19 protein-coding genes are annotated in these 21,054 nt (G+C 62.3%); all 19 read left to right on the top strand.

Translation table 11 applies throughout. The features are described 5' to 3' along the window. Window positions 1-11 precede the first annotated feature (11 nt). The 19 genes from ACP7B7_RS02430 to hisC all read left to right on the top strand — a co-directional run bounded on the left by ACP7B7_RS02430 (window position 12) and on the right by hisC (window position 21,034). On the top strand, window positions 12-1,193 hold the full coding sequence (locus tag ACP7B7_RS02430; protein WP_308923076.1) for a PAS domain-containing sensor histidine kinase: 1,182 nt from the start codon (window positions 12-14) through the stop codon (window positions 1,191-1,193). A gap of 86 nt (window positions 1,194-1,279) precedes the next feature. Continuing rightward, entirely contained in the window at window positions 1,280-1,963 is a 684-nt protein-coding gene (locus ACP7B7_RS02425) for a response regulator transcription factor (protein WP_308923075.1), read from the top strand. Window positions 1,964-2,097: 134 nt separating this feature from the next. Next, a complete protein-coding gene (locus ACP7B7_RS02420; RefSeq protein WP_426075627.1) occupies window positions 2,098-2,814 on the top strand; it encodes a transposase in 717 nt (238 codons plus the stop codon). A 163-nt stretch (window positions 2,815-2,977) separates the two neighbouring features. Beyond that, on the top strand, window positions 2,978-7,678 hold the full coding sequence (locus tag ACP7B7_RS02415; RefSeq protein WP_426075626.1) for a glutamate synthase-related protein: 4,701 nt from the start codon (window positions 2,978-2,980) through the stop codon (window positions 7,676-7,678). Window positions 7,679-7,748: 70 nt separating this feature from the next. Next, window positions 7,749-9,212, top strand: a complete 1,464-nt coding sequence (locus tag ACP7B7_RS02410; protein ID WP_426075625.1) for a glutamate synthase subunit beta — start codon at window positions 7,749-7,751, stop codon at window positions 9,210-9,212. Between the two features lie 254 nt (window positions 9,213-9,466). After that, window positions 9,467-10,276, top strand: coding sequence for an ABC transporter ATP-binding protein (locus ACP7B7_RS02405; protein WP_426075624.1), 810 nt, complete (start codon window positions 9,467-9,469; stop codon window positions 10,274-10,276). Further along, window positions 10,273-11,058, top strand: coding sequence for a lipid asymmetry maintenance ABC transporter permease subunit MlaE (gene mlaE, locus ACP7B7_RS02400; RefSeq protein ID WP_308923070.1), 786 nt, complete (start codon window positions 10,273-10,275; stop codon window positions 11,056-11,058). Before ACP7B7_RS02405 ends, mlaE begins: the two co-directional genes overlap by 4 nt. An 80-nt stretch (window positions 11,059-11,138) precedes the next feature. Further along, on the top strand, window positions 11,139-11,609 hold the full coding sequence (gene mlaD / locus ACP7B7_RS02395) for an outer membrane lipid asymmetry maintenance protein MlaD (protein ID WP_308925834.1): 471 nt from the start codon (window positions 11,139-11,141) through the stop codon (window positions 11,607-11,609). Window positions 11,610-11,620: 11 nt separating this feature from the next. Beyond that, entirely contained in the window at window positions 11,621-12,481 is an 861-nt protein-coding gene (locus ACP7B7_RS02390) for an MlaA family lipoprotein (RefSeq protein WP_426075623.1), read from the top strand. A 77-nt stretch (window positions 12,482-12,558) separates the two neighbouring features. Then, complete coding sequence (locus ACP7B7_RS02385; protein WP_308923068.1) at window positions 12,559-13,194, top strand: MlaC/ttg2D family ABC transporter substrate-binding protein; 636 nt, start codon at window positions 12,559-12,561, stop codon at window positions 13,192-13,194. A 47-nt stretch (window positions 13,195-13,241) separates the two neighbouring features. Beyond that, the gene (locus ACP7B7_RS02380) at window positions 13,242-13,589 is read left to right on the top strand and encodes an STAS domain-containing protein (protein WP_308923067.1); all 348 of its coding nucleotides are present in this window, start codon (window positions 13,242-13,244) and stop codon (window positions 13,587-13,589) included. A gap of 199 nt (window positions 13,590-13,788) precedes the next feature. Then, the gene (locus tag ACP7B7_RS02375) at window positions 13,789-14,706 is read left to right on the top strand and encodes an ABC transporter ATP-binding protein (RefSeq protein WP_308923066.1); all 918 of its coding nucleotides are present in this window, start codon (window positions 13,789-13,791) and stop codon (window positions 14,704-14,706) included. After that, entirely contained in the window at window positions 14,703-15,464 is a 762-nt protein-coding gene (locus ACP7B7_RS02370) for an ABC transporter permease (RefSeq protein ID WP_308923065.1), read from the top strand. The genes ACP7B7_RS02375 and ACP7B7_RS02370 overlap by 4 nt, the downstream gene beginning before the upstream one ends. Before the next feature lie 39 nt (window positions 15,465-15,503). Then, window positions 15,504-15,740 (top strand): BolA family protein, encoded by a 237-nt coding sequence (locus ACP7B7_RS02365; RefSeq protein ID WP_094442502.1) that lies wholly within the window; start codon window positions 15,504-15,506, stop codon window positions 15,738-15,740. A gap of 3 nt (window positions 15,741-15,743) precedes the next feature. After that, entirely contained in the window at window positions 15,744-16,994 is a 1,251-nt protein-coding gene (gene murA / locus ACP7B7_RS02360; protein WP_308923064.1) for a UDP-N-acetylglucosamine 1-carboxyvinyltransferase, read from the top strand. Between the two features lie 13 nt (window positions 16,995-17,007). Continuing rightward, window positions 17,008-17,673, top strand: coding sequence for an ATP phosphoribosyltransferase (gene hisG / locus ACP7B7_RS02355; protein WP_426075622.1), 666 nt, complete (start codon window positions 17,008-17,010; stop codon window positions 17,671-17,673). Between the two features lie 29 nt (window positions 17,674-17,702). Continuing rightward, window positions 17,703-19,025: a histidinol dehydrogenase gene (gene hisD / locus ACP7B7_RS02350; protein WP_426075621.1), complete on the top strand. Its 1,323-nt coding sequence runs from the start codon at window positions 17,703-17,705 to the stop codon at window positions 19,023-19,025. Beyond that, entirely contained in the window at window positions 19,022-19,909 is an 888-nt protein-coding gene (locus ACP7B7_RS02345) for a DNA-methyltransferase (RefSeq protein WP_426075620.1), read from the top strand. The genes hisD and ACP7B7_RS02345 overlap by 4 nt, the downstream gene beginning before the upstream one ends. A 30-nt stretch (window positions 19,910-19,939) precedes the next feature. Next, entirely contained in the window at window positions 19,940-21,034 is a 1,095-nt protein-coding gene (gene hisC / locus ACP7B7_RS02340; RefSeq protein ID WP_426075619.1) for a histidinol-phosphate transaminase, read from the top strand. Window positions 21,035-21,054 lie beyond the last annotated feature (20 nt).

Raw genomic sequence — 21,054 nt, 5'->3', positions numbered from 1 at the left:
CGGGTGTAAACATGCTGCCTGTCTTCCTGTTGCTGCTGGCCGGCGCCATCCTGATGGCGCTGCGTTTCGTGCAATTGCGCCGCGCCCTGCTGCGCGCGCGCGCCGGCGAGGCGCAGTTCCGCCTGCTGGCCGAGCATAGCCGTGACGCGCAATTCCTGCTCGACGCGACCACCCTCGAATTGCTTTATATTAGCCCGGCCGCACAGCGTGTCACCGGGCTGGACCTGTCCGCCTTGCAGCGGCATGCGGCGCTGTTGTGCGCCGACGTGCCGGCCCGCTTGCAGCGCTGGCAAGACGGCGACACCAGCCGGCTGACGCTCATGCGCGAAGCGGAACTGCCGCACGGCGACGGCCAGCTGGCGCTGGAAATCACCTCCACCATCGTCGAGCGCATGGCGGGCCGCCCCTGGACCCTGGTCGGCAGCGTGCGCGACGTGACGCAGGCGCAGCGGGAAGAAGCACAGCGCGGCGTCGAGCAGAAACGCTTTGCCTCGATGCTGTCGCATGAATTCCGTACGCCGCTGGCCACCATCGATGGCGCCGCCCAGCGCCTGGTGGCGACCGGCGGCGGTGCCGACGAGGCCACGCGCAAGCGCTATCTCAAGATACAGGCGGCGGTCGACCGTTTGTTGGCCATGATCGACGACTATCTGTCGCCCGAGCGCATGGCGGCCATCGGCCGCGAGCGCGCCGCCGACGGCATCGCCCCCCTGGCGCTGCTGCAACAGGCCGCCGCCACCGTGCCGGCCAGCCATCCGGTGCAGCTGCATCTCGATGAAGACTTGCCGGCCCGCCTGCGCTGCGACGTGGCCGGCATGGCCCTGGCCCTGAAAATCCTGCTGGAAAACGCCGTCAAATTCAGCCCGGCCGGCAGCCCGATCGTACTTGAAGGCCGCTTGGGGCCACAGGGTGGGGTGGAGTTCGTGGTGCTGGACCATGGTCCCGGCGTGCCGGCGTCTGAAATGGCGCAAGTGTTCGACAAGGGCTACCGCGGCAGTCTTGCGGCCGGCCACCCGGGCGCGGGGCTGGGCCTGTATATGGCGCGCGCCGTGGTCGAGGTCCATGGCGGCAGCTTGCAGCTCGATCACCGCGGGGAGGGCGGCGCCGCTTTCCGGATTTGGCTGCCGCTGCCGGTGGCCACCGGGAAAAGCCTTGCTTACGCTGAAGTCAACCGTGATAATTCCTTGACGTAGACCTGCCCTGCCGTCCATGATGGTGCAAGAAGTGCATGGCAAGGTTTGCCGCATGAAATGCTTATTAACAGAAGAATGGCGTAGCAATGACGAAAATACTGATCGTCGAAGACAATCTGGACTACGCAGAAGACATGGCGGAGTTCCTCGTTGAGCTCGAACATGAAGTCCATATCACCAGCTCGGCCGGCGATATGTGGGCAGCGCTCAGCCACGGCAATGTCGATGTGGTCGTGCTCGATCTGGGCTTGCCCGACGAGGACGGCTTCAATGTCATCCCGCGCATGCGCCAGCTGTACCCGCAGATCGGCGTGCTGGTGCTGACCGGACGGGTGGCGTTCGACAGCCGCATCCTGGGCCTGCGCCTGGGCGCCGACCACTACCTGACCAAGCCGATCAAGTTCCCGGAACTGGCCGCCCATATCGAGGCGCTGGACCGCCGCGTCGGTCCGCAGGAATCGGCGGCGCCGGAGCCGGGCAAGTGGACCTTGAAAGTGAGCGCGCGCCAGTTGGAATTGATGGGTTCGGTGATCGCGCTGACGGAAAAGGAATTCAATTTCCTGCACCTGCTGACCATCAATACCCGCCCGGTGCCGCGCGACGTGATCGTGGCCGGCATGGGTGGCGACGATCCCGATGCGGGCCGCCGTGTCGACATGCTGGTGTACCGATTGCGCAAGAAAGCCAAGACGGGGCTGGGCCAGGACCTGCCGCTGCGCAGCGCCTATGGCGAGGGCTACAGCCTGTCGGCCAGTTTCAATCTGTCCTGAAGACAAGCTGACAATAATAAAGGGACGGAGTCGTCCCTTTTTTTTCGTTTGTGAAAAAAATCAGGGTCAGAGTCGCGCCGCAGCACGCAAGCTGTGTAGAATCAAGGCATTCGCGTTCACTCTCCGACTCTGCCATGGCCCGCTTGCCCCGTCTGATCATCCCGCACCTGCCCCATTACGTCATCCAGCGCAGCAGCAACCGCCAGCCGGTGTTCCAGGACAACGCTGATTACCTGCAATTTCTTGCGTGGCTGAAAACCGGCGCCAAAATGTTCAAGGTGGCCATCCACGCCTATGTTTTATTGCCCGATCAGCTGCATTTATTGGCCACGCCCGGCGATGCGACGGGCCTGGGCCAGCTGATGCAGTGGCTGGGGCGCTATTACGTGCCCTACTTTAACCAGAAGTATGGCCGCGAGGGGGCACTGTGGCAGGGACGCTACAAAACCTCGGTGATCGATGCCGAGCATTTTTTCCTGCTTTCCTGTCACTATCTGGAAATGGTGCCGGTGCAGGCAGGCCTGGCGGCCCAGCCGCGCGACTACCCCTGGTCCAGCCACGCCTACCATGCCGGCCTGCAGCCCGACCCCATCGTCACCGACCATGCGCTGTACTGGGCGCTGGGCAATACCCCGTTCGACCGCGAGGCGGCCTATCTGCGCCTGGTCGAGCAGGGCCTGGGCAGCAGCCAGGTCAAGGCCCTGGAAGCGGCGGTATTGAAGGGTTGGCCGCTCGGTTCGGACGCGTTCAAGCAGGCGCTGGAACTGAAGATGAAACGCCAGGTGCTGCCCGCGAAACGGGGCCGGCCGCGCAAGATGGTGGCCGAGATCAGCGAAAAAATGCCAGGGTAAACAAGACGCATTTTCATTGGTGAATTGATGACTATGTCCCTATTAAATTTAGTCGGCGACAAAATTGCATTTAATTCGACTCCGACCCTGATTGTTCTAGTTGAGTTTTCTGCTGCATTGCACTACTCTAGTTTTTCGATAGTCATCTGCAGCGGAGAAGCCCATGAAAGCGCAAGGCCTGTACGACCCAGCCAATGAACACGATGCCTGTGGCGTCGGTTTCGTCGCCCATATCAAGGGCAACAAAACCCATTCGATCGTCGAACAGGGTTTGCTGATACTGAAAAACCTCGATCACCGGGGCGCCGTGGGCGCCGATGCGCTGATGGGCGATGGCGCCGGCATCCTGATCCAGATTCCCGACCAGTATTACCGCGAAGAGATGGCCAAGCAGGGCGTGGAATTGCCGCCGCCTGGCGAATACGGCGTGGGCATGGTGTTCCTGCCGAAGGAACATGCCTCGCGCATCGCGTGCGAACAGGAAATCGAGCGCGCCGTGCGCATCGAAGGCCAGGTGATCCTGGGCTGGCGCAACGTGCCGATCGATACCGACATGCCGATGTCGCCGACCGTGCGCGCGAAAGAGCCCGTGATCCGCCAGATCTTTATCGGCCGCGGCCCGGATATCATGGTCACCGACGCGCTCGAGCGCAAACTGTATGTGATCCGCAAATCGTCGGGCCACGCCATCCAGGCCTTGAAACTGCTGCATGGCAAAGAATTCTTCGTGCCGTCGATGTCGGCGCGCACCATCGTTTATAAAGGCCTGCTGCTGGCCGACCAGGTCGGTGTCTATTATAAAGACCTGCAGGACGCGCGCTGCATCTCGGCGCTGGCGCTGGTGCACCAGCGTTTCTCGACCAATACCTTCCCGGAATGGCCGTTGGCCCACCCGTACCGCCTGATCGCCCACAACGGCGAGATCAACACCGTCAAAGGCAACTTCAACTGGATGCGCGCGCGCGAAGGCGTGATGAAGTCGGCCGTGCTGGGCGACGACCTGCAAAAGCTGTTTCCGCTGATCTATGAAGGCCAGTCCGACACCGCCTGCTTCGACAATGCGCTCGAACTGCTGCTCATGGCTGGCTACCCGATCGCCCAGGCGATGATGATGATGATCCCGGAAGCGTGGGAAAACCACACCACGATGGACGACAACCGCCGCGCCTTCTACGAATACCATGCCGCCATGATGGAACCATGGGACGGCCCGGCCGCCATGGCGTTCACCGACGGCCGCCATATCGGCGGCACCCTGGACAGGAACGGCTTGCGGCCTGCCCGTTATATCGTCACCGACGACGACCTGGTGGTGATGGCCTCGGAATCGGGCGTGCTGCCGATCCCGGAATCGAAGATCATCCAGAAATGGCGCTTGCAGCCTGGCAAAATGTTCCTGATCGACCTGGAAGCGGGCCGCATCATCGACGACCAGGAACTGAAAAACACCTACGCCAACGCCAAGCCGTACAAAGCGTGGATCAACTCGGTGCGCATCAAGCTCGACGAAATCAAGATGGCCGACAGCCTGCTCAAGCAGGACCGTGCGCAGGGCGAAAAAGCCCAGCCGTCCCTGCTCGACCGCCAGCAGGCGTTCGGCTACACCCAGGAAGACCTGAAATTCCTGCTCGCGCCAATGGCCGTTGCTGGCGAGGAAGCTACCGGCTCGATGGGCAATGACTCGCCGCTGGCCGTCATGTCGAACAAATTGAAGCCGCTGTATAACTACTTCAAGCAGCTGTTCGCGCAAGTGACCAACCCGCCGATCGACCCGATCCGCGAAGCGATGGTGATGTCGCTGGTGTCGTTTATCGGCCCGAAACCGAACTTGCTCGACACCAACAACGTCAACCCGCCGATGCGCCTGGAAGTGTCGCAGCCGGTGCTGGGTTTTGACGACATGGCGCGCCTGCGCAATATCAGCGCGCACACGGGCGGCAAGTTCAAGTCCTACGAACTCGATATCTGCTACCCGCTGGCCTGGGGCAAGGAAGGCGTGGAAGCGTGCCTGGCCTCGCTGTGCGCCGAAGCGGTCGACGCCGTCAAGTCGGGCCATAACATCCTGATCATCTCGGACCGCGCCATCTGCGCCGAGCAGGTCGCCATTCCGGCGCTGCTGGCCACCTCGACCGTGCACCAGCACCTGGTCAGCAAGGGCCTGCGCGCGTCGGCCGGCCTGGTGGTGGAAACCGGTTCGGCCCGTGAAACCCATCACTTCGCCCTGCTGGCAGGCTATGGCGCGGAAGCCGTCCACCCTTACCTGGCGATGGAAACCCTGGTCGAACTGGCGCACGGCTTGCCGGGCGACCTGTCGGGCGACAAGGCGATCTATAACTACACCAAGGCGGTCGGCAAGGGCTTGATGAAGGTCATGTCGAAGATGGGTATTTCGACCTATATGTCGTACTGCGGCGCGCAGATCTTCGAAGCCATCGGCCTGAATAAATCGCTGGTCGACAAGTATTTCAAGGGCACGGCCTCCAACGTGGAAGGCATCGGCGTGTTCGAAGTGGCGGAAGAAGCGCTGCGCCTGCATAACCTGGCCTTCGGCAATGACCCGGTCCTGATGGACAAGCTCGACGCCGGCGGCGAATACGCCTTCCGCGTGCGCGGCGAAGACCATCTGTGGACGCCGGATGCGATTGCCAAGCTGCAGCACTCCACGCGCAGCAACAATTTCTCCAGCTATAAAGAGTACGCCCAGATCATCAACGACCAGAGCCGTCGCCACCTGACCCTGCGCGGCCTGTTCGAATTCAAGCTCGACCCGACCAAGGCGATTCCGCTCGAGGAAGTGGAACCGGCCAAGGAAATCGTCAAGCGTTTCGCCACCGGCGCCATGTCGATGGGTTCGATCAGCACCGAAGCGCACGCCACCCTGGCCGTCGCCATGAACCGTATCGGCGGCAAGTCGAATACGGGCGAAGGCGGCGAAGATCCGTCGCGCTATGCGATGGAACTGAAGGGCATCAAGATCAAGCAGGGCGAAACCATGGCCTCGATCATGGGCAAAGAGCAGATGGTGGTCGATATTCCTTTGCAGGAAGGCGATTCGCTGCGCTCGCGCATCAAGCAGGTGGCGTCGGGCCGCTTCGGCGTCACGGCGGCCTACCTGAACTCGGCCGACCAGATCCAGATCAAGATGGCGCAAGGCGCGAAACCGGGCGAAGGCGGGCAGTTGCCTGGCCATAAAGTGTCGGAATATATCGCCACCCTGCGTTTCTCGGTGCCGGGCGTGGGCCTGATCTCGCCGCCGCCGCACCACGACATCTATTCGATCGAAGACCTGGCGCAGCTGATCCACGATTTGAAGAACGCCAATCCGCGCGCCTCGATCTCGGTCAAGCTGGTGTCGGAAGTCGGTATCGGTACAGTCGCCGCCGGCGTGACCAAGGCCAAGGCCGATCACGTGGTGGTGGCCGGCCATGACGGCGGCACGGGCGCTTCGCCCTTGTCGTCGGTGAAACACGCCGGCACGCCATGGGAGCTGGGCCTGGCAGAGACTCAACAAACCCTCGTGTTGAACGGCCTGCGCAGCCGTATCCGCGTGCAAGCGGATGGCCAGATGCGTACCGGCCGCGACGTGGTGATCGCCGCCTTGCTGGGCGCCGACGAAATCGGTTTCGCCACGGCGCCGCTGGTGGTCGAAGGCTGCATCATGATGCGCAAATGCCATCTGAACACCTGCCCGGTGGGCGTGGCCACGCAAGACCCGGTGCTGCGCGCCAAGTTCTCGGGTAAACCCGAGTATGTCGTCAATTACTTCTTCTTCGTTGCCGAAGAAGCGCGTCAATTGATGGCGCAGCTCGGCATCCGTACCTATGACGAACTGATCGGCCGCGTCGACCTGCTCGACAAATCGAAGGCGATCACGCACTGGAAGGCGCAGGGCCTGGACTTCTCGGCCATCTTCCACAAGCCGGAAACAACGGGCGACCAGGCCTGCCGCCATGTGGAAAACCAGGACCACGGCCTGGAAAAAGCGCTCGACCACAAGCTGATCGCGCAGGCGCGCGCCGCACTGGAAAAGGGCGAACGCGTGTCGTTTATTTCGCCGGTGCGCAACGTCAACCGCACGGTCGGCACCATGCTGTCCGGCGAAGTGGCGAAGAAATACGGCCATGCCGGCTTGCCGGATGACACCATCCACATCCAGCTGCAAGGCACGGCGGGCCAGTCGGCCTGCGCCTTCCTGGCGCACGGCATCACGATCGACCTGGTCGGCGAAGGCAATGATTACGTCGGCAAGGGCCTCTCGGGCGGCCGCATCATCGTGCGGCCGAATACCGAGTTCCGCGGCTGGGCGGTGGACAACATCATTATCGGCAACACGGTGCTGTACGGCGCCGTCGCCGGCGAAGCCTTCTTCAATGGCGTGGCGGGCGAACGTTTTGCCGTGCGCAACTCGGGCGCCACCGCGGTGGTCGAAGGCCTGGGCGACCATGGCTGCGAATACATGACTGGCGGCACGGTGGTGGTGCTGGGCGCGACGGGCCGTAACTTTGCGGCGGGCATGTCAGGCGGCATCGCCTACGTGTATGACCCGGCCGGCGACTTTGCCAGCAAGTGCAACACCGCCATGGTCGGCCTCGACAAGGTGGTCTCGGCCAGCGAACAGCAGGTCAACCGCGACGCCTGGCATGCCCAGCACCGCAACGGCACGCCGGAAGCCGATGAAGTGATCCTCAAGCGCCTGATCGAGCGTCACTTCAAGCACACGGGCAGCACCCGCGCCCGCGTCCTGCTCGACGACTGGGCAGTGGCACGCGGCAAATTCGTCAAGGTCTTCCCGAACGAATACAAGCGCGCGCTGATCGAAATGGCCGCCGACGCCGCACAGGAAGTGCAAGCCGTCGCCGCCTGAGCCAGCTGAAAACAATGTGACACGGGAGCGGCCAGGCCGCTCCCCGCCAGCCAAACATAAAGGAATCATCGTGGGTAAAATCACCGGCTTCATGGAATTCAAGCGCCAGGACGAACACTATCTGGAGCCTGCCGCGCGTCTGAAGAACTACAAGGAATTCGTGCTGCACCTGTCGGACGCGCAAGCGACCGTGCAGGGCGCGCGCTGCATGGATTGCGGCATCCCTTTCTGCAACACGGGTTGCCCGGTCAATAACATCATCCCGGACTGGAACGACCTGGTGTACCGCGGCGCCTACCGCGAAGCACTGGACGTCTTGCATTCGACCAATAACTTCCCGGAATTTACGGGCCGTATCTGCCCGGCGCCGTGCGAATCGGCCTGCACCCTGGGCATCCACGAAGATCCGGTCGGCATCAAGTCGATCGAACACAAGATCATCGACATGGGCTGGGAGCATGGCTGGGTCACGCCGCAGCCGGCATCGTTCAGCACCGGCAAGAAAGTGGCCATCGTCGGTTCCGGTCCGGCCGGCCTGGCGGCGGCGCAGCAGCTGGCGCGCGCCGGCCACGCCGTCACCGTGTTTGAAAAGAGCGACCGCGTGGGCGGCCTGCTGCGCTACGGCATTCCCGACTTCAAGATGGAAAAGTCGCATATCGACCTGCGCGTGAAACAGATGGAAGCCGAAGGCGTGGTATTCCGCACCAGCGTGCTGGTCGGCAAGGATTTCCCTGCCAATGTGAACAACTGGGCCAAGGAAACGATTTTCCCGGAAGACCTGGAAAAAGAATTCGACGCCGTCATCATGGCCGGTGGCGCGGAGCAGCCGCGCGACTTGCCGGTGCCGGGCCGCGAACTGAAGGGCGTGCATTTCGCCATGGATTTCCTGCCGCTGCAAAACAAGGTCAACGCCGGCGACAAGGTCAAGGACCAGATCAAGGCCACCGGCAAGCACGTGGTGGTGATCGGCGGCGGCGATACGGGGTCGGACTGCGTCGGCACCTCGAACCGCCAGGGCGCCGCCTCGGTGGCCCAGTTCGAACTGATGCCGATGCCGCCGGAACAGGAAAACAAGCCGCTGGTCTGGCCTTACTGGCCGACCAAGCTGCGCACCTCGTCCTCGCACGAGGAAGGCTGCGAGCGCGACTGGGCGGTGGCCACCAAGCGCTTCGAAGGCAAGGGCGGCAAGGTCGAAAAACTGATCGCCTGCCGGGTCGAATGGAAAGACGGCAAGATGAGCGAAGTGCCGAACTCGGAATTCGAGATGAAGGCCGACCTGGTGTTCCTGGCGATGGGCTTTGTGTCGCCGGTGCAGCAAGTGCTCGAAGCGTTCGGCGTCGACACTGATGCGCGCGGCAACGCCAAGGCCGTCACGGAAGGCGAACGCAGCTACTACACCTCGGTGCCGAAGATCTTTGCCGCCGGCGACATGCGCCGCGGCCAGTCGCTGGTGGTGTGGGCGATACGCGAAGGACGCCAGTGCGCGCGCGCCGTCGACGAGTTCCTGATGGGCGCGTCGTTGCTGCCGCGTTAAGAAAATAAGCGAGCACTCGCTCGCTTTGAAAGCCAGGGCCACGGCGCATACAGCGGCGTGGCCCTTGTTGTTTTGCTCGCCGGATCAAGTGATCGGAAAGGCGGCCGGTCTTTACACGGTTTTTACACTAAAATATCTGACTTTCGATTCATTAGTGTTGTATTCTTCCCCTTGCCAGGAGCGTGGCGGGGAGGGCCTCAGCAGAGATTATGGTTTCTGCACTACAATACGCCATTAAAATAGTGAGTTTCGTCGTGCCAAATCTTGTTGAAATCCGTGATTTACACTTTGCCTATGGAGAACGTTCGATTTTATCGGGCCTTCAAATGGATTTCCCACGTGGAAAAGTTGTGGCCGTCATGGGTGGCTCCGGCAGTGGCAAGACCACCGTATTGCGCCTGATCGGCGGCCAGCTGCGCCCCAGTTCCGGCGCCGTCAATGTCGACGGCCAGATCGTGCATGAACTCGATACTGAAAACCTGTACCTGATGCGCCGCAAGATGGGCATGCTGTTCCAGCACGGCGCCTTGTTTACCGACCTGACGGCGTTCGAGAACGTCGCCTTCCCGCTGCGCGAGCATACCGACCTGAACGAAGAGCTGATCCGCACCCTGGTGCTGATGAAGCTGCACGCGGTTGGCCTGCGCAATGCGGCGCAACTCAAACCTGCTGAAATTTCAGGCGGCATGGGCCGGCGCGTGGCGCTGGCGCGGGCGATCGCGCTCGACCCTGAATTGATCATGTATGACGAACCGTTTGCCGGCCTGGACCCGATTTCCATGGGCGTGACCGCCAATCTGATCCGCAACCTGAACGATGCACTCGGTTCCACGTCCATTCTGGTTTCGCACGATGTGAAGGAGTGTTTCGCCATCGCTGATTATGTCTATTTTCTGTCGTCCGGCAAAATCGTGGCGCACGGCACGCCGGCCGAGATGGCCGTTTCGACCCACCCGTACGTAAAACAGTTCGTCAATGCGGAAGCGGACGGCCCGGTGCCGTTCCACTATCCGGGCAAGACCCTGGCCGATGACCTGGGCCTGCACGCGAAGGGCAGCCGATGATCGCGCGTTTCCTGGCGGCTATCGGAGCATGGTTGCGTCATTCGGTCCAGGACCTCGGCTTTGCCGTACGGTCCTTCTTTATCATTATTGCCGCCTCGGGCGGCCTGTTTCGCCGGCCGCGCCTGGTGGTCGAACAATTGTTTTTTGTCGGCAGCCGCTCGCTGGTGATCACCACCGTGTCCGGCCTGTTTGTCGGCATGGTGCTGGGGCTGCAAGGCTATTACACCTTGACCACCTATGGCGCGACGCAGTCGCTGGGCCAGCTGGTGGCGCTGTCGCTGATGCGTGAACTGGGTCCGGTCGTGACCGCGCTGCTGTTTGCCGGCCGCGCCGGCACCTCGCTGACGGCCGAAATCGGCCTGATGAAGGCTGGCGAGCAATTGTCGGCCATGGAAATGATGGCCGTGAACCCGATCCAGCGCGTGCTGGCACCGCGGCTGTGGGCCGGCGTGATCGCCATGCCTATTTTGGGCGGCATTTTCACGGCGGTCGGCATTATCGGCAGCTATCTGGTGGGCGTGGTGCTGATCGGCGTCGACGAAGGTTCGTTCTGGTCGCAAATGCAGGCCGGCGTCGATCTGTGGAAAGATATCGTCAACGGCACGTATATCAAAAGCATGGTATTCGGCATCGCCGTGACGTTTATCGCCCTGTTCCAGGGCTACCAGGCGCAGCCGACACCGGAAGACGTGTCCGGCGCCACCACGCGCACGGTGGTGATCTCGTCGCTGATGGTGTGGTGGCTGGACTTCATGATGACGGCCGTGATGTTCAGCAAATAAATTTCGTAAAAGCAAGAAAATCAGCCGCCTGCACAGGGTTTGCGCAGGGGGCGGCAAGTAAAAATTATTTAGGATTGTTTATGCAACGTAAATCTCTGGATGTCTGGGTAGGCTTGTTCGTCTTGCTGGGCGTGGCGGCAGTGATGTTTCTGGCGTTCAAGGCTGGCAACATGAGTTCGCTGTCTTTCACCGATACGTATACTATTACGGCGAAGTTCGACAATATCGGCGGCCTGAAACCGCAAGCACCCGTCAAGGGCGCTGGTGTGGTGGTCGGCCGGGTGTCGGAAATCGTGTTTGACGACAAGACGTACCAGGCCCTGGTCAAGCTGGACATCGAAGAAGGTTATAAATTTCCGAAAGATAGCTCGGCCAAGATTTTGACGGCCGGTCTGTTGGGTGAGCAATATATCGGCCTGGAAGCGGGCGGTGACGAAGCAAACCTGGCGGAGGGCGACAAGATTGCCCGCACTCAATCGGCCACAGTGCTGGAAGACCTGATCAATCAGTTCATCTACAGCAAGGCAGCGGACGGAAAGGACAGCAAATGAGCGAGTCGAACATGAATACTGTAGCAAATGCGGGCCGTATCGCCCTGATGCTGGCCATCGCCGCCACCCTGAGCGCCTGCGCCAGCAGCGGCAACCCGCGCGACCCGTTGGAGGGTTACAACCGCGCCATGTTCAAGTTCAACGACAAAGTCGATGAAGTGGCCTTGAAACCGGTCGCCACCGCCTACAAGAACGTGCTGCCATCGTTCGTGCAGACCGGCGTGAGCAATTTCTTCGGCAACTTGTCCGATGTCTGGAGCGCCGCCAACAACCTGGCGCAAGGCAAGGGCGAGGCGGGCCTGCAGGACATCGTGCGCGTCACGATGAACTCGACTTTCGGTATCCTGGGCCTGATCGACATCGCCTCGCAAGCAGGCGTGCCGAAACACAATGAAGACTTCGGCCAGACCCTGGGCTGGTACGGCGTCAGCCCCGGCCCTTACGTGGTGCTGCCGCTGATGGGGCCGTCGACCATGCGCGACACCGTCGCCCTCCCGCTCGATGTCGTCGGCGACCCATGGCGCTACAAGGATCCGACCAATGTGCGCAATATCGGCACGTTTACGCGCATCGTCGACAAGCGCGCCGCCTATCTCGACGCGACCAACCTGATGGAAGCGGCGGCGCTGGACCGTTACGAGTTCATCCGCGACGGCTACCTGCAAGCGCGCGAAAGCAAGGTCTTCGATGGCGACACCGACCGCCGCGACCAGAAAGCACCGAAAAACGACAGCAGCGCGATCGATGAGGAAGATGACGTGAAACAGGCGCCAGTCGCTAGCGAGCCGGCGCCAGTGGCACCCGTCGTCACCCTGGAGCCCGTAACATCTGGTAGCAATACTGTTGCCGCCGAGACCACGACCTCAGAGTAAACTAGCCATACCGCAAGCACCGCAGCGAGCGCCTGTTGGCCTCCTGCGGCTGGCAACACCACCAGAAAGGTAGACCCATGAAATTGATGAAACAATTGCTGGCGATGGCCACCATCGCCTTTGCCACCGCCGCCCAGGCCGCACCCGCCACCGAAGCGCCGGACGCGCTGGTCAAACGCATCAGCCAGGACGTGATCGACACGGCCAAGGCCGACAAGGGCATTCAGGCCGGCGACATCAACCGCGTCAACCAGCTGGTGGAAACCAAGATCCTGCCATACGTGGATTTCCAGCGCATGACCTCGCTGGCCGCCGGCCGTCACTGGCGTACCGCCACGCCGGACCAGCAGCAGCGCCTGTCGGCCGAGTTCCGTACCCTGCTGGTGTACACCTATTCGGGCGCCCTGTCGCAGATCAAGAATGAAACCGTGGACTTCAAGCCGCTGCGCGCCAGCCCCGACGATACCGAAGTGGAAGTGCGTTCGCAGGTCAATGTCGCCCGTGGCGAACCAGTCTTGCTGAACTACCGCGTGGCCAAGTCGCCTGCCGGCTGGAAGATCTATGACATCAACGTGATGGGCGCCTGGCTGGTGGAAACCTACAAAAGCAGCTTCAACAGCGAAATCAGCAAGGGCGGCATCGATGGCCTGATCAAGACCCTGGCCGACAAAAACAAGGCGCTGGCCTCGCGTCCTGCGGCCAAAGCCAAATAATCGGCTATCATACTAGCTCCAGCACCCGACCAGCGCAGCCCGACGCCATGCCAGACCCTCTCGACACCTTGCAGTCCTTGACCTCCCTGACCGTGCACAACGCCACTTCGGCGTTGGAGCAGGGGCTGGACGCGATCCGCTCGGGCCAGACCAGGTTTGACCTGCGCAATGTCAAGGCCGTCGATTCGGCGGCCGTGTCGGTCATGCTGACGTGGCAGCGCGCGGCACAGGAAGCGGGCGCCGTGCTGGAGCTGAACAACCTGCCGACCAACCTGAAAAACCTGACCAAGCTGTATGGCGTCTGCTCGCTCGTGTCGAGCACGCTGTCGGCCGACGACTGTGGCACTGCCGGCGCGCACGCCGCGCGCAGCCCGTCCGACCTGCATCATCATTGATCCTGTCCCGCTCCCCGCATCAGCAGTAGTTATCAGGCCGGCCGTGCAGCAGCGCCGCCGGACTGATCTCCAAGTGTTCCACGAATTTTCCAACTATAATTGACTGTTGCGCCACCTTCAACAGAAGACGGCGCCCGGCACCGGCCTGTCGGCCTGACCTTACTCCGGCAAGCGGCGCATCACACCAGAACACAAGCACATGACCGCAATTCAAATCACGAATGTCGAAAAGAGCTATAAATCGCTCAAGGCGCTGGGCGGCGTCTCGCTGGCGATCGAGGAGGGCGAATTTTTCGGCCTGCTCGGTCCCAACGGCGCCGGCAAGACCACCCTTATTTCCATCATCGCCGGCCTGATACGGCCGGACGCCGGCAGCGTCACCATCCAGGGCCACGACGTGGTCACCGACTTCCGCAATGCCCGCCGCAGCGTCGGCGTGGTGCCGCAGGAACTGGTGTTCGATCCCTTCTTCACGGTGCGCGAAACCTTGCGCCTGCAGTCCGGCTACTTCGGCCTGCCGAACAACGACAAGTGGATCGACGAGGTGATGGAAAACCTCGACCTGACCGGCAAGGCCGACACCAATATGCGCGCGCTGTCGGGCGGCATGAAGCGCCGCGTGCTGGTGGCCCAGGCGCTGGTGCACAAGCCGCCCGTGATCGTGCTCGACGAGCCGACCGCCGGCGTCGACGTGGAACTGCGCCAGACCCTGTGGAAATTCATCTCGCGCCTGAACCGCGAAGGCGGCCACACGGTGGTCTTGACTACCCACTACCTGGAAGAGGCGCAAGCCATGTGCCAGCGCGTGGCCATGCTGAAAACCGGCAAGGTGGTGGCGCTCGACACCATGTCGGCCCTGATCCGCCGCATCGCCGGCTCGCAGCTGCAGGTACACCTGCTGCACGGCAGCCTGCCGGCCGATCTGCGCCACCTGGTACTGCACCCCGAAGAGCAGCAGGCGCCGAACAAGTTCAGCCTGCGCGTGAACGACTACAGCGAAGTCGAACAGATCCTGGCCCGCCTGCGCGAGTCGGGCGCCGTGATCGATGAAATGCAATTGCAACAAGCTGACCTGGAAGATATCTTCTTGCAGATCATGGATAAAGGTACCGTATGATGTCGTCAGGCTTTCGCACCCTCGTCTATAAAGAGACCTTGCGCTTCTGGAAAGTGGCGACGCAAACCGTGGCCGCCCCCGTGCTGACCTCGATGCTGTACCTGCTGGTGTTCGGCCATGTACTGGACGGGCGCGTCGAACCGAGTCCCGGCGTCAGCTACACCGCCTTTCTGATTCCCGGCCTGGTGATGATGAGCGTGCTGCAAAACGCGTTCGCCAACTCCTCGTCCTCGCTGATCCAGTCCAAGATCACCGGCAACCTGGTGTTCGTGCTGCTGACCCCCTTGTCGCACTGGGAAATCTTTTCAGCGTATGTACTCGCTTCGGTCGCGCGCGGCCTGGCGGTGGGCTTCGGCGTGTTCGCCATCACCTGCTGGTTCGCCGACCTGTCGTTCGTGGCGCCGCTGTGGATCATCGTGTTTGCCTTCCTGGGCGCCGCCCTGCTGGGCACCATGGGCCTGATCGCCGGCATCTGGGCCGAGAAATTCGACCAGCTGGCCGCCTTCCAGAACTTTTTGATCGTGCCCGCCACGTTCCTGTCGGGCGTGTTCTATTCGATCCATTCCCTGCCCGCGCTGTGGCAGACGGTGTCGCACCTGAACCCCTTCTTCTACATGATCGACGGCTTCCGCTATGGCTTCTTCGGCACCTCCGACGTCAATCCGTGGCTGAGCGTGTCGATTGTCGCCGGCTTCCTGGTGATCCTGGCGTTCGCCTCGATCCGCCTGCTGAAAAGCGGCTACCGCCTGCGTCATTAATACTATTTACGACCCAATTCAAATCTCCAAGGACTTATCGTGACCACCACACCAGAACTGATCCACGGCTACCTGCAAGCCGGCCTCGAATGCACCCACCTCGAAGTGGAGGGCGACGGCCAGCACTTCCAGGCCATCATTGTCTCGCCCGCGTTTGCCGGCAAGCGTTTGATCCAGCGCCACCAGATCGTCTACGCGGCGCTGGGCGACCGCATGCGCGAAGAAATCCACGCGCTGTCGATGAAAACCCTGACCCCTGAAGAATACCAAGGATAAGCCATGGACAAGCTCCTGATCAACGGCGGCAACCGCCTGAACGGCGACATCGCCATCTCCGGCGCCAAGAACGCCGCCCTGCCCATCCTGTGCGCGGGTCTCTTGACCGCCGGCGACCTGGAACTGTCGAACGTGCCGCACCTGCACGATGTCGCCACCATGCTCAAATTGCTGGGCCAGACGGGCTTGAAAGTGCAGCAGGACGGCGACCGCGTGGTGCTCAATGGCAGCGCCATCACCAGCCTGGAAGCGCCGTATGACCTGGTGAAAACCATGCGCGCCTCGATCCTGGTGCTGGGGCCATTGCTGGCGCGCTTCGGCGAAGCGAAAGTGTCGCTGCCGGGCGGCTGCGCCATCGGTTCGCGTCCGGTCGACCAGCATATCAAGGGCCTCGAAGCGCTGGGCGCCGAGATCCGTATCGAAGCGGGCTATATCTACGCCAAGTGCGCCAAGCTCAAGGGTGCGCGCATCGTGACCGACATGATCACCGTCACCGGTACCGAAAACCTGCTGATGGCCGCGACCCTGGCGCAGGGCGAGACCATCCTGGAAAACGCCGCCTGCGAGCCGGAAGTGACGGACCTGGCCAACCTGCTGGTGGCGATGGGCGCGAAGATCGACGGCATCGGCACCAGCCGCCTGGTGATCCAGGGCGTGGCCGAGCTGCATGGCGCGGCCCACGCGGTGATTGCCGACCGTATCGAAACCGGCACCTTCTTGTGCGCGGTGGCGGCCACCGGCGGCGACATCACCCTGCGCAATGTGCGCACCGACATCCTCGACGCGGCGCTCGACAAATTGCGCGCGATGGGCCTGACAATGACCTTTGGCGCCGACTGGATCCGCGCCGAAATGTCGGCCCGTCCGAACCCGGTCAGTTTCCGCACCACCGAATACCCGGGTTTCCCGACCGACATGCAGGCGCAGTTCATGGCCGTCAACACGATCGCCAATGGCGCCAGCCGCGTCACCGAAACCATCTTTGAAAACCGTTTCATGCACGTGCAGGAAATGAACCGCCTGGGCGCCGACATCACCATCGAAGGCAATACGGCCATCATCGCCGGCGTCAAGCAACTGCGTGGCGCGCCCGTGATGGCGACCGACCTGCGCGCCTCGGCCTCGCTGGTGATCGCGGCCCTGGCCGCCGACGGCGAAACCCTGATCGACCGCATCTATCACCTCGACCGCGGCTACGACCGCATGGAAGTGAAACTCTCGGCGGTTGGTGCCAACATCGTGCGCATCAAATAAAGAAGGCAAGAACATGAATGGTTTGAACAAGGACTCGCAGCTGATCCTGGCGCTGTCAAAGGGCCGCATTTTCGACGACACCATGCCGCTGCTGGAAGCGGCCGGCATCCGCGTGCTGGAAAACCCGGAAACCTCGCGCAAGCTGATTCTGCCGACCAATGACCCGAACGTGCGCGTGATTATCGTGCGCGCCAGCGACGTGCCGACCTATGTGCAGTATGGCGCGGCCGACTTTGGCGTGGCCGGCAAGGACGTGCTGCTGGAACACGGCGGCGAAGGCCTGTACCAGCCGATCGACCTGAATATCGCCGCCTGCCGCATGTCGGTGGCGGTGCAGGCCGGCTTCGATTACGAAAAAGCCGTGCACCAGGGCGCGCGCCTGCGCGTGGCCACCAAGTTCGTGCACACGGCGCGCGAGCATTTCGCCGCCAAGGGCGTGCACGTCGACCTGATCAAGCTGTATGGCTCGATGGAACTGGCGCCGCTGGTGGGCCTGTCCGACGCCATCGTCGATCTGGTGAGCACCGGCAGCACCTTGCGCGCGAACAACCTGGTGGAAGTCGAACACATCATGGAAATCTCGTCGCGCCTGGTGGTCAACCAGGCTGCGCTCAAGCTCAAGCGCGAGCGCTTGCAGCCGATCATCGAGGCGTTTGAACGCGCCTCGCAAGCCAAGTAACAAGCACCGGAACAAGCAGGAAGATCATCATGCCGATACAGATACGCAAGCTCGATTCAAGCCAGGATGGCTTTCAACAGTCGCTCGACACGCTGCTGGCGTTCGAAGCGGGCACCGATGAAGCGATTGAAACGTCGGTCACGAAAATTCTGGCCGACGTGAAAACGCGCGGCGACGCCGCCGTGCTGGAATACACCAACCGTTTTGACCGCATCCCGCATGGCGGCGCGGCCGAAATGGCGGCCTTCGACATCTCGCAAGCCGAGCTGCAGTCGGCCCTGAATGGCTTGCCGTCGGCCCAGCGCGAAGCGCTGCAGGTCGCCGCGCAGCGCATCCGCGTGTTCCACGAACGCCAGCGCGACGAGCTGAAAGGTTTTACCTACACGGAAGCTGATGGCACGGTGCTGGGCCAGAAGATCACGCCGCTGGACCGGGTCGGCATCTATGTGCCGGGCGGCAAGGCCGCCTATCCCTCGTCGGTGCTGATGAACGCGATTCCCGCCCAGGTGGCGGGCGTGGCCGAGATCATCATGGTGGTACCGACGCCGGACGGCATCAAGAACCAGATGGTGCTGGCGGCCGCCGCGATTGCCGGCGTGACGCGCGTGATCACCATCGGCGGCGCGCAGGCGGTCGGCGCGCTGGCCTATGGCACGCGCACGATTGCCGCCGTCGACAAGATCGTCGGCCCGGGCAACGCCTATGTGGCCGCCGCCAAGCGCCGCGTGTTCGGCATCGTCGGCATCGACATGATCGCCGGACCGTCCGAAATCCTGGTGCTGTGCGACGGCACGACCGACCCGGACTGGGTGGCGATGGACCTGTTTTCGCAGGCCGAGCACGACGAGCTGGCGCAGGCGATCTTGCTGTGTCCGGACGCCGACTATATCGCGCGCGTCGAGGAAAGCATCGCCAAGCTGCTGCCGACCATGCCGCGCCAGGCCACCATCAGCACTTCGCTGCAGGACAGGGGCGCGCTGATCAAGGTGCGCGACATGGACGAGGCGTGCGCGATTGCCAACAGCATCGCGGCGGAACACCTGGAAATCTCGGCGCAGGAGCCGTGGCAGTGGGCCGATCAAATCCGCCATGCGGGCGCCATGTTCCTCGGCCGTTTTTCGTCCGAATCGCTGGGCGACTACTGCTGCGGCCCCAATCACGTGCTGCCGACCTCGCGCACGGCGCGTTTTTCCTCGCCGCTGGGCGTGTATGACTTCCAGAAGCGTTCGTCGATCATTCATGTCAGCGAAGCCGGCGCGCAAACCCTGGGCAAGGTCGCCGCCACCCTGGCCTATGGCGAAGGCTTGCAGGCGCACGCGCGCAGCGCCGAACTGCGCTTGAAACCGCAATGATATCGCCGGCGCCGGCGCAGGACTGGCTCAACCGGGTCTGGTGCGAAGACGCGCTGGCCGGGCTGGCCCGCATTCCCGATGGCGCGGTCGACCTGATCCTGACCGATCCGCCGTACAACCTGGGCAAGGACTACGGCAATGCCTCGGACCAGCAGACGGTGGCCGACTACCTGCGCTGGACCGAGCAGTGGATCGATGCGGCGCTGCCCAAGCTGAAAGCCAACGGCAGCCTGTATATTTTCACCACCTGGCGCTTCTCGCCCGAGATCTTCGTCATGCTGAAACAGCGCATGGCGATGATGAATGAAATCATCTGGGACCGCCGCGTGCCGTCGATGGGCGGCAGCGTGCGCAGTTTTTCGTCGGTGCACGACACGATCGGCTTTTTCGTCAAGCGCAAGGACTATTACTTCGACCTCGACGCGGTGCGCATCGCGTATGACGCGGCGACAAAAAAAGCCCGTTCGCGCTCGATCTTCATCGGCGCCAAATGGCTGGAAGTGGGCTATAACCCGAAGGATTTGTGGAGCGTGTCGCGCCTGCACAAGGAACACCCGGAGCGGGCCGACCATCCGACCCAGAAGCCGCTGGAAATCATCGAGCGCATGGTGAAGGCCTCGTGCCCGCCCGGCGGCGTGGTGCTCGACCTGTTCATGGGCAGCGGCACCACGGCGCTGGCGGCCAAGCGCTGCGGGCGCGATTTCGTGGGGTTTGAACTGAACCCCGATTACTGCGCCATCATCGAGCAGCGGCTGGCGGCGCTGGAGCAGGAGCAAGATGCGCCGGCGCCGGCGAAAAAGAAAGCCGTCAGCCGGCCGGCCGCCAAAAAGACAGCGGCCAGGAAACCCCGCCGCGCCGCCGTGCCGGAAGACGCCGCCGTCTAAATTGTCATTCATGTCAGGAGTGTTTGCAGCATGTCTTTCCTCGATCAGTTAATCCAGAACACGGTACGCCCTGACGTACAGGCCATCGGCACGTATCACGTGCCCGATGCCAGCGGCTACGTCAAACTCGATGCGATGGAAAACCCGTATCTGCTGCCGCAGCATTTGCGTGACGCGCTGGGCGTGCGCCTGGCTGGCGCCGTGCTGAACCGTTATCCGCCATCGTACGCCAGCCTGAAGGCGGCCATCTGCGCCAAGCTGGGCGTGCCTGCCGGTTACGATGTGATCCTGGGCAATGGCTCCGATGAATTGATTTCCATGCTGGCGATGGCCTGCGCGAAACAGGGCGCGGCGCGCCGTGCCGTGCTGCTGGCGCCCGTGCCCGCTTTTGTCATGTATGGGCGCTCGGCGCAGCTGGCCGGCATGGACTTTGCCGGCGTGCCGCTCAATGACGATTTCACGCTCGACATGGACGCCATGCTGGCCGCCATCGAGCTGCACCGCCCGGCGCTGGTATTCCTGGCCTACCCGAACAATCCGACCGGCAATCTGTACGCGCCCGCCGATATCGAGCGCATCATCGCCGCCCTCGGTGACACCGGCATCGCGGTGGTCGACGAAGCGTATGAACCGTTCGCGCAGCACAGCTTCATGGGTCGCCTGCCCGAGTTTCCCAACCTGGTGGTGATGCGCACCGTGTCGAAGCTGGGCCTGGCCGGCATCCGCCTGGGCTATATGTCGGCCGCGCCAGCCCTGCTGGAGCAGTTCGAGAAAGTGCGTCCGCCGTACAACGTCAATGTGCTGACCCAGGCCGCGGCCGAATTCGTGCTCGATCATCTCGACGTGCTCAATGCGCAGGCCGCGCTGATCAACACCGCGCGCGAGGAACTGGCGGCACGTCTGGCGGCACTACCCGGCGTGACGGTATTTCCCTCGAAGGCAAATTTTCTCTTGATTCGTGTGGCTGATGCCGACGATGTTTGCGTAAAACTGCTTGCCCACCGGGTTTTAATCAAAAATATGAGTAAAATGCATGCTGTGCTGGCCAATTGCCTGCGTGTCAGCGTCAGCACCCCCGAAGAAAACACCCTTTTTTACGATGCCTTCCAGGCATCCCTCGTTTAGCTAATCGCCAGAGTCCCTCC

Origin of the sequence: Janthinobacterium sp. PSPC3-1 (assembly GCF_049896105.1) — a bacterium.
In the GTDB taxonomy this organism is placed as follows: Bacteria; Pseudomonadota; Gammaproteobacteria; order Burkholderiales; family Burkholderiaceae_D; genus Janthinobacterium.
The sequence above is the reverse complement of the archived record's forward strand: the minus strand, read 5'-3'. Positions and strand labels throughout refer to the sequence as shown.